A 12,513-nucleotide genomic window follows, 5' to 3' on the forward strand; every position below is an offset into this window, starting at 1 on the left:
CCGACGCGCGGTACTGTTCCACTCGATGCCGACAGAAGGCCTATCGCGTTCGCGCTTGACCACTGAACCTCGGATGCCCCCACCCCTGCCGGTCGGGGGCATCCGTTCGACCTGGGGAGGAGAGCTTGAGAAATCTGAGACGAAGACTGATAGGCTGTCACTTGCCTAGGTGACGTCTGCCCCAAATCGGGAGCGTCACCTTTCCTGTATCACCAGAGAATACTTGCAAAACCTGCAACGTGTTCTGGTAGCATCCAAATGCGGGGTAGCTATCCCCCGCCTACGAAGCCCTAGGTAGATCCTGGGGCTTTTTTACGTTAGCCGTCAGCCCTGACCGTACCAGGTCGGGGCTCTTCTATTTGCCCCTGGTTGTCCTCTCCTGGACCCACCAGGCTCCCATAACTAAACACATCACCCACGCCCCAAGACGGGGCGCTTCCAAAAGAGGAGCTTCCCCGTCTTGGGGAGGACTCTGCCATCTAGGCGTGACTTCAGTCACGCCTTTCGTCGTTAAGGAGCGACTCCGATGAACGAATCCGACTGGGGCACGATGGAGGACGCCGCACGATACCTCGGTGTCAGTTCGAAAACCATTCGACGTCGCATCACTGACGGGAGCATCCGAGCCAAGAAGTTCGGACCTCGCCTCGTGCGCGTCGACATGAAGCAACTCGAGAGCTTCGGCCGCTCTATGAACTGGAACGCGGCATGAAGCACGAAAGCGCCCCTCAGAAGGACGCTCCCGAAGATCTGGCTGGCGGGCTGATCTCTCCTCATCTTAGCGTCGACCGCTTTACGCCGCGACGTATCAGCTCCGCTGCTTCCGCGGTTATCGATGGTTGGATCACGCTCCTCACAGCTGATCAACTCTCCCTCGCTGCACTCCCTCCCTCCCTGTTCTCGCTCTACAACCTGGGGGTCTCCCACGGTCGTCTCGAGATGAGCGAGGAAGTGCGCGCAGCCAAACTCGACGCCGATCGACTGTGGCTGCGCGCGTTCGGTGAAGAGGACAGGAAGGCCTATCTGCTGTCTCGTCTCAACGATGCTGCAGACCTCGCGAACCAACCAGACGTTGATGACGTCCTCGACGAAGCGTGGCGGGTCTACCTCGCGAGCCTCGAGAACGTCCGACACCCGATTCGCCCGACCACAACTGAAGAGAGCTCGCATGAACACGCTGCATGACACCTCATTCACGGCCGCATGGCTGATGGAGCAATACTTCCCACCCGTCCGGTATGTCGTCGACGGCGTGATCCCCGAGGGATTCTGTCTTCTCGTCGCACCACCCAAGTTCGGCAAATCCTGGCTGGTGCTCGGACTGGGTCTTGCTGTTTCCGCCGGCACACCTGCTCTCGGCGTCATCCCCACGGGTAAGCCCCGTCCCGTCCTGTACGCGGCACTAGAGGACGGCCCCCGTCGTCTGCAGTCACGCATGAAAGCGCTCGCGCCTGAACGCATCGAAGACACGCTCACCTTTGTGACCAATCTCGGTCGGAGCGACATCTTCGACACGCTGCAGTCATTCGTCGATCAGTGGAGCGAGCACGAACCTGTGGTCATCCTCGACACGCTCGGGAAGGCCATGCCCCCCGCCGTGAGTGGGGAGTCGTCGTACGAACGTGATTATCGGGTCGGCGGGATGCTCAAGGCGATCGCTGACAGCGCCCCGGGTGCTGCGATCGTCGTTGTCCACCACACGCGCAAAGCAGAGAGCGTCGACTTCCTCGACGCTGTCTCGGGAACGCAGGGTCTGGCAGGCTCTGCGGACACGATCGTCGTCCTCTCTAGAGAGCGCCTCTCGAAGGATGCAACGCTCCGCGTGACATCTCGGGATGCCGCGGAGGGTGAGTACCGGATCTCTCTTGAGCGCGTTGGGTCGTGGGTGCTCGCTGGCGGGAGTCTGAAGGAGGCAGCCGAGGCTGCGCAGACAGCACGCGCAAGTGCAGGCGTGGGTGACCGGATGGGAGAGATCATCGCGATCGTCTCTCGCTATGAAGAAGGCGTCAAGGCGAAAGATGTCAGGACGCTGGCCCCAGACGTCTCGAACGTGGACGAGTACCTACGGCGAGCAGTCGAGGCCGGCCGGATCGAGAAGCGAGCACGAGGTATCTACGGCCCTGTGAGAACTGTGACAACTGTGAGTTTCGGAGATGCCGATTCTCACACAACTCACGATTCTCACACCTCAATCACGGAGAGGTCGGGGCGATGAATGCGGATCCGCACTCCTACAGCTGGATTCGCTCACCAGCATGCGCCGACTGCCACGCAATCCGACGAATCGTAGCGATCAGCCCGGGCATATCGATTCTTCAGATCGTCCATGACGACACATGCCCCTGGCTCAAGCAAAAGGAACACACACCATGAATGACACCGATACCACTCGACTCGTCTTCGACCTGTCGATCGAGCTGATCTCGACCGCACGCGCCAAGGAGTACGGACAACTCCGCGACGACATGACCGAGAGCATCATCATGAAGAAGGTCTATGGCGCCGGGATGACCGACTCAAAGCGCGCCGAAGTGCTCGCCCGCACTCTTCACATGGTGCTCAGCTCATTGTCTCTCGCAGCCGACGAAACGAGCAGCTAATGAAACCCGCTCCCCCGCCGCTGAATCTCGCCTCGATGGCCGACGCGTGGGACAACCCCGACGCCTTCTGCGCGGCCTTGAACTCCTACTACGTGCAGTTGCGAGAGCAGGGGTACGACGTCCCTCCACCCGACATCACGAACGAGAGGACTCCACAGGATGACTGACCCGATCACGCAGAGGGCGCTCGCCGGCATCCGCAACTGCCCCGATCACTCCCATTGGCAGGGGGAACGACTCGACAGCCTGCTCGAGCGTGTCGTCCGCGACATGAAAGAGACCGCTCACCGACCACGACGAAATCTTCCACCGGAAGTCGCAGCTCTCTACGGCCGCGATCCCAACTAAGAAAGGCAAACCAATGACACTCGACAACCTCAACACCAAGATCAACACCCTGCGCGACGAAGCAGCAGCGATCCGACGCGACTTCAGCACCGAGATCGCCGCCCTCAACGCGAACCCCTCCTTGACCATCGCCGGCAAACGAGAACTCCTCGACAAGATCGAACCCGAGCTGCGGACCAAGCTCGCCAACCTCGACGCCGAGGAAAGCAAAGCGCTCGAACAGACCAGGCAGGGCCTGCAGCGGCAGATCACGGGCAACGCGTCGGAAGGGGATGTGGTCGCCTTCCGGGACGCACACGACCGAGCTGGCCGCCTCGAGTCTGAAGTTGGCGCCCGCAACGCGATTACACAGGCGCTCGACGTCGACGACGTCGAACTCGCCAAGGCGATCCTGCACAAGTCGATGGCCAACGGCTGGACCGCGGCGATTGACACCTACACGGCGGCGCGTCCCGACATGTCCGGCACGATTCGCGACCTCACCGCGGTGCACCGATGGAGCAATAGCGACGAAGTCAGCATCGAACGTGCCATGGCTTACCAACTGCCCGAAGCGCGACTGCAGCCCACCGCAAACGCAGCCGTGAACCCGAACGTCCGATACCGCTGACGACTGGCCACGAGCAAGCTGACGGGCCTGCGGCCACCTCCCCCTCCCTCCCCTTTCTGAGGCCCTCCCGCAGGTATAGGGCCGATCTCTCCCCCGCATTTTTTTCCACACGAACCATGGGTGCTGCGAGGGGGCGATCAGAAAAAGTTCCGTGTGTGAAAAGGCCCTATGCCACGGGGAAGGCCGCAGGGCGGGGAGGGAGGGGGTGCCCCCAGGGGGTCTGGGATGACCGAGAGCGCACGACGAAAGGAGTTCAGATGAACGACAAGACATGGATGACTGGCTACTTCGACCAAGTCGAAGCGGTGGCAGAGGAGCTGTTCACCCTCGAGGGTGAGCGACGGATAGCCGACGCCGGCAGCGACGAGGCGACGGCACGGGATCGCGGTCGAGAGATCTTCGCTGTGCTCGATGAGACGAATCCGGAGTACCTGCGAATGCTGATTCGGATGATGCTGATGACCGTCGATCTTGAGGCTGACGAGGTTGAGGGGGTCGAGGAATGAGAGACCCGCTCCGGGGGGTGAAGTCCAAGGTGCGTAGCGTGACGAAACCGCCGCGACTGCCAAAGCCGCCGTCGACCTCGAAGCTGCTTGCGGACGCACGTAGGGCGGTTGTGAAGGGGTTCAAGCCGAGCCCAGGTAGCACGCGAGCGCGGGTGCGGATTAAGTGGCGCCTGGCAGGGTTTCGTGAGCTGCGCCTTGAGCCGGGGGTGCAGAACTACATCGACCAACTCGCGTCGGAGATCGCTGCCCGAGCCGGCGAGGGGTACGAGGCGTCGACCTGGCAAGGAAAGAACAGGGCGCGCGCGTCTGTCTACACAGACACGTACGCGGCCCGCTATGACACTGCCCGCAATCAAACCTTGCTGAGAGCGCTGTATTCGAATTAGGTCAGCCGACCTTAGCGTTACCCGTTCTCGATCCAGATCAGCAACCTGGAGTGATCGGTCAGCAGGACGTGCTGGACGCCAGTCGGGTAGTTGATCCGAACCAGCTGACGGCCGGTTCGAACGAAGTTGTCGATCTGTGACGAGACGCTGTCCCACTCATCTTCGGAGTGAATCTCGTATGTGGTGCCATCCACGGTGATGTGTGCTGCGAAGGACATACCCATATTTTAAACAACAATCGAGGAGAGAGAATGGCAAGAGATCTGTCTGATCCGTTCGCGGAGATTCGCGCACTGAAGGATCGCATTCGGATCCTGGAGACTGCGACACCGCTGCAGAACTCATCGATCACACGCGGCCGTCTACGGGTCGCTGGAGGGCTGCTGTTGATTGATGACGGCGGGACGCTGCAGGTGATCGGCACCGTCGACGGCGAGGGCAACTTCCAGTGGTCTGGGCCGTGGAAGTTTGACTCCGGTGATGGTGAGATCGCGGGGGACGTAGAGCTGACTGGGAACTTCAGCCTGACTGGGGTGTTTGCCGCGGGGAACGTTCGTATCGAGGACGGCAAGATCTACGTCGGCGCTGGCACAACAACGATCGTCATCGACGGCGCGACGGGCAGGATCATCGCTGGGTCGATGACGATCGATCCGTCCCTCAATGGTGGGTCTGTCAAGTTCGCTGGCGGTCCCGAGGTGTACGCGTCGGGCGCTCAGTTGTCGCTGTACAGCGGAACGGGCGCGTTCATCGAGCTCGACGGTGACAAGGCCAAGATCAACGGGCCTGGTGCACGGTGGGTTGAGGTGAACAGTGCGGGCGTCCGCTTCGTGGGGCTTCCCACGGGAGCACCTTCGACGGCAAAGGCTGTTCTCGTCGACCCCGCCACCGGACAGGCCTACCGCGGCGCCTGAGCTAGCGGGCGTGGAAAAGCCGCGGGGAGAGGTCCCCGCAATCGACAACGGACTGAGGAACACATGAGAGATCTAAGTGATCCGTATGAGGCGGATCGTAGACAGGCGGCGGATGTGCGTCGCCAGAAGGCTTCAACGATGTTGCAAAACTCGTCGATTACGCAAGGTGGCCTTCGCGTCGCGTCGCCAAACGGCATCCTTGCGCAATCAGTGGCGGGAGGCGGGCCTGCGGTTCGGGTGACCGGTTTGCGGATCGTCGATGGCGTGCTTCGGATTACGGGCACTATCGACGGAGATGGGGTGTTCGAGTGGTCAGGGTCAATCGACCAGGAGGGAGCAACCAACCTCCGTGGCCCCGTCGCTATCACTGGTCAATCGGGGACACTCACCGTCGATGCGGAGACCCTTCTGCGTGGTGTCACCAAGATGCTCGCTGATCTTCGGGTCGAGAGCGGCGGCAGAATCACTGCGGGGAACGTGATCGTGGAGCCGGACAAGATCACCGTGGGCACAGCACCAACGGCGGCGACGCTGCAGAACGGCGAGCTCGCGCTATCGAACGGGGCAAGGGTCGCCGTGGGGCTAACGGGCGGTACGTCGAGCATCGGCTTGCTGCCCGGCGGCTCGGCCGATATCTCCGCGAACACGTTGACGGCGTGGCTGAGGGCCACCGGAGCCACGGTCTCGGTGACGACGGCCCAAGCACGTATCGCAGCGCCGACGATTATCCTCGACTCACTGCCGACTGGTGCACCATCGGGGGCGAAAGCGGTACTCGTCGACCCCGCCAGTGGCAAGCTCTATCGCACGGCATAGCTCGGGCGGGAGACCCGTGATTTCATGAAGCCACGACGAGGAGGACGCCGGTGTTCAACGAGAAGTATGACGAGATCCGCAAGATCATTTCCAATAGCCAGAGCCAGGTACTTGAGGTGATGCCTCTCATCAACGCCGTGAGCCCATCGGCTGGAGGGTCTGGGTTCTCGCCTGAGCAACTGCATTACATGGTCGGCACGCTGGCCGGCGAGGTTCACAACATCGCTTTCGCGATGGGCAACCTCGTCGACCTGCTTGAGCACGATGGGGTGGGCGCCGACTCAGCAGAAGAGTGATACTTGAGCAGGGATCGGAGCTACTTCGTCTAGTTCCGATCCCTGCTCCGAACTCGCTTGTTCTTTGTTCGGCGCTTGAGCCCCGCCTCGGTGTGGATACACCGGGCGGGGCTTTTCGTCATCTCTGGGCTAGCGCTGGCCGTGGCAGTGAGTCGTGGGAGTGACCTACTGCGGTGTATGCACGCGAGGCCGAGAGCTAAAGAAAGTCCCAGGTTCCAGAGTCGATAGGTATCACTGCGGAAACAGGGCTGTCCGCATCGACAGTCTGCGTCATGACCGTGACCCGACTGCGAGGGCCGATGAGGACGCTCGCGTGCCGCCCGCCCTCCAGCGGGAGGTCCACGAACGATCCTGCGGTCGCTGCGGCCAAAGCGATCAGATCCTTGACATCCTGCGGGGCCGCGCCAGACGCGAGGACGTAAGCGATCCCATCGACGGTCACCTCAGTTTGATCTTCTGTGTGCCCGTTCATCCTGTGGACGGTACGCAGTCAGTTTCGCCCAACAATGGGCATTGCCAAGATCACTCGGCAGCGCTAACGAGGTCGCTTGCCAAAGTGGACCCCTCCACTGGCTCGGGCGTCAGGTAGAGGCCGGACGGGGCATTCGCGGCAAATGCGAGAGCGTCCGCCCAAGCTCTATTCAGGGACGGATGTCGACTCCCGTAGAACTTGAACATCATGGATGCACCCGGGTGGATCCATACGGTGACCCTGCCCCCACCCGTGCTCACATTCTCGGACCACGAGAACACAAACGGCTCGCCGCGACGCAGCTTGGCAGTCACGACGAGCTGCAGGTGTAGGAGCGCTCGGTCCTCGATCTCAACCCTCTGCGAGCCTTCATAAACGAACCTGCCCATAGCAGACGTCCTCTATCCGGTTGCTCCACCGAGAACCTGTGCCAAAAGGCGCAACCCGAAGGATCGCTGTGTGGGGACATCTCCACAATCACAGGGTTACTCGCCGCCCGCTACCCCATGCGCGACGTAGACCCTCTAGCCGGCGCCTGATCCTTCGCGGGACAACACTGCGACACGGCATCTCTCCCGGTCAGCAATGAAGGCTACGCCTCACACTCGCATCACGCCATGGGGTGTGCCAGCGGGTTCGATGAACGTACCGTCGGACGCAGAGTTGATCCCGGGATGCGGACTGGGGTCCCGACCGGGTAGCTCCGACAGAGGGGTTCTCACATTCCAATGGCGGCGTCGTCCGCTTCGTGAGATCCCCTCTCTTGTCGAGGCGCGGGCGATGCGCCGGGCGACGGCCGGGCTGTGAGCGCACACATCTTGGGGGCGTACCGTCAGGAAATGAGTACACAACTGAAGAACGATTCCCCGCTCGGTCTCGGCTCCGTCCTCATCGGTTCGCTACCAGCGACCTTGATGACAGACGACGCTCCCGACCGATACACCATCGAGGCGGTGTTCACCCGCCAAGCAGACCGCGACGAAGTTACCGCAATCCACGATGGCGCCACCCGCGATTATCTGTCGACGAAAGGGTACCCGACCGTCGAGCTGCACGTCTCGGATCGACGTCTCGAAATCCACAACACAAATCTGGAAGAGCTCCGCGACGGCCTCGCACAGATCATCGCCGAACACCTCTCGGAAATGACTGCAACGATTCGCGCCGAGCGCGAGGTCGCGGCCGCGAGGTTCAACGATGCATCCGAGCGGGAGCAGGCACGCGCTGCGTCTGTTGCCGCGTTGGCGGAGTCGGTGAGCTTCTCCTCCATCAATCCGAACGTCGAAGGAGATGCCTCGGCGCCTGCAGATGAATGGATCAGCGAGGGCGGCGGCGCCCGCAGCTAGCGGACACATCCGCCCGGAGGTCATCATGACTGCCATCCGCATTACATCCCCCCGCGACCCATCCACAGCCGGGCCGCGGGGCACGAGCCCGTTCACCGATCTGGCGCAGCAGGTCAGAGATCGAGGCCTCCTACGGCGTCGGTACGGGTATTACTGGACGAAGCTGATCGCAGCGCCGGTGGTCGTCGCAGCGTGCCTCGCAGTTTTCGTCTGGATCGGTGAATCGTGGTGGCAATTGTTCACCGCTGCGGTACTGGCGATTGTGTTCACGCAGATCGCGTTCCTGGGGCATGACGCAGCTCATCGGCAGATCTTCTCTTCGGGAAAGTGGAACGACTGGGTGAGCATCATCCTCGGTGATCTGCTCGTCGGGATGAGCTATGGGTGGTGGCAGCATAAACACACCCGACACCATGCCAACCCGAACAAACTTGACGCGGACCCGGATATCGACCTGCCCGTGATCGCCGTCACACCGGGAACAGTGGCGAAGCACCGCAATCCCGTACTGCGATGGTTACGTGGGCATCAGGGCCTATTCTTCTTCCCGATCCTGCTACTCGAGGGGTTGTCGTTGCATGCGTCGAGCGTGCGGCGCGTTCTCTCGCCCGGCAAGCTTCCGCGACGATGGGCGGAGATCCTCTTCCTGACCGTCCGGATCGGAGGGTACTTACTGCTGGTGTTTCTGGTGCTCTCCCCAGGGATTGCGTTCGTGTTCCTTGCTGTCCAGCTGGGGTTCTTCGGGTTCTACATGGGCATCTCCTTCGCGCCGAATCACAAGGGCATGCCCCTTGTGCCGCGCGACCTGAAACTGGACTTCCTCCGCCGTCAAGTGATGATGAGCCGCAACGTTCACGGGAGCCGTGCCCTCGACGTCGTCATGGGCGGGCTGAACTACCAGATCGAACACCACCTCTTCCCCTCGATGCCCCGCCCGCACCTGCGCCGCGCGGCACCCATCGTCGCTGCGTACTGTCGCGACAACGGAGTGCCATACACACAGGTCGGGCTGCTCACGTCCTACCAAATTGTGGTCCGGTACATCAATCGAGTCGGGCTCGGAGAACGCGACGTGTTCACCTGCCCACTCGTTGAGGCGCGCACCGCCATCGGAGGGTGACAGTACGTACTCCGCAGTGCCGGATCAGGGGCGTCACCAAAGTCGCATTTCAACGGTGACGACTTCGCTCGCCAACCTCGCGCCTCTGTGTGCCTCAGATCGAAATGTTTCTCGGAGCAAGCCGCCTGAACGAACCTGCCCGCAGTGTCACGAAGGTGCACTGCACGCCACGTAGGCCTTGTCAACGGGCAGCGGCCAAGCCTGGCTGCGTGTACGGTCAACCGTATGTGGACCGTACTAATCATTCTGCTCGTAGTATGGGCCGTTCTCTCCGTCGTCGGATTCGCCATCAAGGGACTTCTTTGGCTCGCAGTGATCGGCATCATCCTGTTCGTCGGCACGATCATCTTCGGGATGATTCGCAATCGCGCCCGACGACGCAGCGGCTCTAGTCCCCAGTGACCGCATTACCCCACACCCAGCAACGGAACGTCTGCCCCTCAGTGCGGAACTCGATACCGGCCGCGAGAGCGGTGGAGCGCACGATCTTCGCGTCCACCCTCACCGCCTCGGCGCCGAACCGAACCCACGCTCGTACGCGCCTCTGTGAACCGTGAGGGTAGATTGTGACCGGCTGGTCACGTAGGGCGAGCTCGCGATCCGTGAGTGACTGCAGCGCACCCTTCCGAGCTGCGGCCATGATCTCGCGGTGTTGTGCCTGCATGTCGTAGTACGGCGCCAACCGCTTGCTCGTTCCCATGCCGGCATCCCTTCCTCCGGCCTGATTAGAGGATAGTAAGCTTCGAATCTATGTTCTATGTATCGCGATGCGTTCACCCGGGCGACTGTCACCGCTAGGGTGTGATCATGATCGACGCGATGGCACTGGGGTGAGCGTTTGCGACGGGTCCGAGGTGGTCGTGCGCTTCACGCCGATCTCTCCCGCGGGACTTCTGAAGAACGCCGAAGCCACATACGAAGACGACCTTGAGTTCGGCCACGAGCCAGCCCGCTACGGCGTCTCGGTCATCGCTGGATGGTGCGAGGAGGGAGAATCGTTCGACGACGCCGTCGAACGGATCGTGAACACCTCGAGCCTCAATGGCAAGACGATCGCCGCCACCACAGGGAACAAACTCCGTGAGATCGGCCTTGAAGTTGTAGAGGACGCTAACGAGAGAGAGCCACTCCACCACCTCGTCGGCGAGGATCCGTTCTCAGAACCCCCTAGGGTAGACCTACTAGCCTCGTTGCTAGACAATTGCCGAAGGAAGAACCCGGCGTGGACGAAGGGTGTGGCAGCATGAAGCGAGTCAGGGTAGAGATTGATCTCAACTCGATCCGCCGCGATGGGACGACCCGAGTCCGGCTCTCCGATTTTGACGGCGCGGTGGAGGCCGGACAGATGGTCACCGCGTTCGAAAGCGAAGACGAGGTAGCTGCCTCGGCGATGGTTGATCGAATTGATCCGCGATCCGGGTTTGCCTTCCTCCTGGTCAACCGCGCTTCGATGCGTGATGACGACGGGGTTCTCGATCGGGTCAGCTTCGAGCATGGAAAGAACCGAGCTTTCGCGAAGACTGCCAACGCTCGTGCGGCCGCGATCGCCGAGACCACGACTCACGCTTACCGTGCCGCAGCGGTGACACCCAGGTGATCACGCTCGCGGCCGCCCTTCTCTGCGACTCGGCTAATGTCCGAGAGAACCTCATCAATATTCTGAGCGGCGGAGTCACGATTCTCGGGCGCCCGAACTTCCCTGCGCCGCTTGGGGCTGATCTCGCCCTTTCGCTGTATGTGCGTCCAGATCACGCGAACGATCTCACCCACCCTGTCGTGATTGAAGCAGTCTCGGAGGCGACTGACGAGCAGCTTTTTGCTCTTGAGTCTGGGTTCCTGATTGGCGATCTGAGTGACGAGCAACCGCCGTACGAAGCTCAGTCCGTCTCTGTGGTGTTTCCGCTCTCAGGCATGGGAATCCCCGAGCCTGGGCGTTATCGAATTGAGATCAAGGTCGATGGAGAGCTGATTTCGGCAGTGCCTTTCTCGGCAGTCAATTCATCACCGAAACCGGAGTAGCTCCAGCTTCGACGGCCAACGAAGTATTGCTGCTCTGTAGTCGATGCTCAGCGTACTCACGCGCTGCCAACCCTGGACCCCGGTCATTTCGGCACCGGAATCGGCGTGAATCCTGCCTGAGTAGAGCCGATCTGCAGCTTCACGAGCGCTTCGTGCTCGCGGAAGGCGTTCCACGTGCGGAAGAGGTAGAAGAGCGCCTGCCCGGGCAGAATGCGACGTGCGGCACCCGACTGCAGGTCGCTGGTCACGCGCCGCGACAGAGTCAGGAACGGATCGCCAGGGCCGTTCTGGATGCCGTCTCGGATCCGGTTGAAGAACTCCGCAGTGTCATCGGCGCTGAGCTTCGAGAACTCGAGGAAGGCGACGCCGAGGGCGCTCACGGGAAGACGGAGGTATCGGTACATGCCGCGAGCATGGCGTGCTGCGAACTCGATGTAGGGGATGGTGAGGACCGCTTCTGCGAGCTCAGATTTCGTGAGACCGTAACTTCCCCCAATGTGCGATGCGGCGTGCTTGACGTCGCCCGCTTGGTAGGCGGTTTGCAGGCGGGCGATCGCGCCGACATCCTTCGCATCAGCTCGCTCAGACAGCCCGGTGATGATGAGCATGTCCCCCGTGCTGCGTGCGGCTCCTGAGTCGAGAACGACCAACGCCTCTTCGCTCACCCCTCGAACGACCAGCACCCAAGCGCCCTTGCCCGCTGCAACGATCGCTTGGCAACGGTTCTGTCCGTCGATCAGCCGACCCTCGGTGTCGAACTTGATCGCCTCACCTGTGATTACCCATCGGTCTGACTGGATGTCTCGGACGTAGCCGTTGATGCGGCTCTTGCGAACGTTGCGGTTGTTATCGATGTTCAGCGCGAGCCAAGACACTGCGAGCTCCGGCGTTACGAACACGAACTCAGCCGTCTCCGATGCCGGCCCGTGCGCCACGGTTGGCGCCTGATCCTTCTTCATGGTTACCCCTCAGATGAGCGGGCTTCCCTGTCGATCCCGCTGTCGAGATCCAGTTGTAACCAAGATTTTTTCGGGCCGCACTATTGCCAGATCGTATTGCCCAGATGTTGCCCAACGGTCT

General features: G+C 61.4%; 18 protein-coding genes. 16 read left to right on the plus strand and 2 right to left on the minus strand.

The window, feature by feature from the left end:
- Positions 1 to 526: 526 nt before the first annotated feature.
- The 7 genes from FSY98_RS00060 (at position 527) to FSY98_RS00085 (ending at position 4,064) form a co-directional block, all read left to right on the plus strand.
- Complete coding sequence (locus FSY98_RS00060; protein ID WP_144872421.1) at positions 527 to 712, plus strand: helix-turn-helix domain-containing protein; 186 nt, start codon at positions 527 to 529, stop codon at positions 710 to 712.
- Entirely contained in the window at positions 709 to 1,185 is a 477-nt protein-coding gene (locus FSY98_RS16560) for a hypothetical protein (RefSeq protein ID WP_186307493.1), read from the plus strand. The genes FSY98_RS00060 and FSY98_RS16560 overlap by 4 nt, the downstream gene beginning before the upstream one ends.
- On the plus strand, positions 1,169 to 2,215 hold the full coding sequence (locus tag FSY98_RS00065) for an AAA family ATPase (RefSeq protein WP_186307494.1): 1,047 nt from the start codon (positions 1,169 to 1,171) through the stop codon (positions 2,213 to 2,215). The genes FSY98_RS16560 and FSY98_RS00065 overlap by 17 nt, the downstream gene beginning before the upstream one ends.
- 154 nt (positions 2,216 to 2,369) lie before the next feature.
- On the plus strand, positions 2,370 to 2,600 hold the full coding sequence (locus FSY98_RS00070; RefSeq protein ID WP_144872427.1) for a hypothetical protein: 231 nt from the start codon (positions 2,370 to 2,372) through the stop codon (positions 2,598 to 2,600).
- Positions 2,600 to 2,767 (plus strand): hypothetical protein, encoded by a 168-nt coding sequence (locus FSY98_RS16565; RefSeq protein WP_186307495.1) that lies wholly within the window; start codon positions 2,600 to 2,602, stop codon positions 2,765 to 2,767. Before FSY98_RS00070 ends, FSY98_RS16565 begins: the two co-directional genes overlap by 1 nt.
- Positions 2,768 to 2,961: 194 nt before the next feature.
- Complete coding sequence (locus FSY98_RS00080; RefSeq protein ID WP_144872433.1) at positions 2,962 to 3,558, plus strand: hypothetical protein; 597 nt, start codon at positions 2,962 to 2,964, stop codon at positions 3,556 to 3,558.
- A gap of 257 nt (positions 3,559 to 3,815) precedes the next feature.
- Positions 3,816 to 4,064 carry a hypothetical protein gene (locus FSY98_RS00085; protein ID WP_144872436.1) on the plus strand — a complete coding sequence of 83 codons (249 nt, stop codon included), beginning with the start codon at positions 3,816 to 3,818 and terminating at the stop codon, positions 4,062 to 4,064.
- A 403-nt stretch (positions 4,065 to 4,467) separates the two neighbouring features.
- On the opposite strand, the gene FSY98_RS00090 is transcribed toward FSY98_RS00085, so the two are convergent.
- Positions 4,468 to 4,668 (minus strand): hypothetical protein, encoded by a 201-nt coding sequence (locus FSY98_RS00090; protein ID WP_144872438.1) that lies wholly within the window; start codon positions 4,666 to 4,668, stop codon positions 4,468 to 4,470.
- Between the two features lie 33 nt (positions 4,669 to 4,701).
- On the opposite strand from FSY98_RS00090, the gene FSY98_RS00095 reads away from it, so the two are divergent.
- The 9 genes from FSY98_RS00095 to FSY98_RS00140 all read left to right on the plus strand — a co-directional run bounded on the left by FSY98_RS00095 (position 4,702) and on the right by FSY98_RS00140 (position 11,433).
- Complete coding sequence (locus tag FSY98_RS00095; protein WP_144872441.1) at positions 4,702 to 5,364, plus strand: hypothetical protein; 663 nt, start codon at positions 4,702 to 4,704, stop codon at positions 5,362 to 5,364.
- 138 nt (positions 5,365 to 5,502) lie between these two features.
- On the plus strand, positions 5,503 to 6,180 hold the full coding sequence (locus tag FSY98_RS00100) for a hypothetical protein (protein ID WP_144872444.1): 678 nt from the start codon (positions 5,503 to 5,505) through the stop codon (positions 6,178 to 6,180).
- A gap of 50 nt (positions 6,181 to 6,230) precedes the next feature.
- Positions 6,231 to 6,476 (plus strand): hypothetical protein, encoded by a 246-nt coding sequence (locus FSY98_RS00105; RefSeq protein WP_144872447.1) that lies wholly within the window; start codon positions 6,231 to 6,233, stop codon positions 6,474 to 6,476.
- A gap of 1,311 nt (positions 6,477 to 7,787) precedes the next feature.
- Positions 7,788 to 8,294, plus strand: a complete 507-nt coding sequence (locus tag FSY98_RS00115) for a hypothetical protein (protein ID WP_186307497.1) — start codon at positions 7,788 to 7,790, stop codon at positions 8,292 to 8,294.
- Between the two features lie 25 nt (positions 8,295 to 8,319).
- Positions 8,320 to 9,414, plus strand: coding sequence for an acyl-CoA desaturase (locus FSY98_RS00120; protein ID WP_144872453.1), 1,095 nt, complete (start codon positions 8,320 to 8,322; stop codon positions 9,412 to 9,414).
- 225 nt (positions 9,415 to 9,639) lie between these two features.
- Entirely contained in the window at positions 9,640 to 9,816 is a 177-nt protein-coding gene (locus FSY98_RS16570) for a hypothetical protein (RefSeq protein WP_186307498.1), read from the plus strand.
- A gap of 452 nt (positions 9,817 to 10,268) precedes the next feature.
- A complete protein-coding gene (locus tag FSY98_RS00130; protein ID WP_186307499.1) occupies positions 10,269 to 10,661 on the plus strand; it encodes a hypothetical protein in 393 nt (130 codons plus the stop codon).
- A complete protein-coding gene (locus tag FSY98_RS00135; protein ID WP_144872459.1) occupies positions 10,658 to 11,011 on the plus strand; it encodes a hypothetical protein in 354 nt (117 codons plus the stop codon). The genes FSY98_RS00130 and FSY98_RS00135 overlap by 4 nt, the downstream gene beginning before the upstream one ends.
- On the plus strand, positions 11,008 to 11,433 hold the full coding sequence (locus tag FSY98_RS00140; RefSeq protein ID WP_144872462.1) for a DUF6941 family protein: 426 nt from the start codon (positions 11,008 to 11,010) through the stop codon (positions 11,431 to 11,433). The genes FSY98_RS00135 and FSY98_RS00140 overlap by 4 nt, the downstream gene beginning before the upstream one ends.
- A gap of 83 nt (positions 11,434 to 11,516) precedes the next feature.
- Here FSY98_RS00140 and FSY98_RS00145 read toward each other — a convergent pair whose 3' ends face one another.
- On the minus strand, positions 11,517 to 12,392 hold the full coding sequence (locus tag FSY98_RS00145; protein ID WP_144872464.1) for a hypothetical protein: 876 nt from the start codon (positions 12,390 to 12,392) through the stop codon (positions 11,517 to 11,519).
- Positions 12,393 to 12,513: the final 121 nt, after the last annotated feature.

This window comes from Microbacterium sp. 1.5R, from assembly GCF_007667425.1.
Lineage (GTDB): Bacteria > Actinomycetota > Actinomycetes > Actinomycetales > Microbacteriaceae > Microbacterium.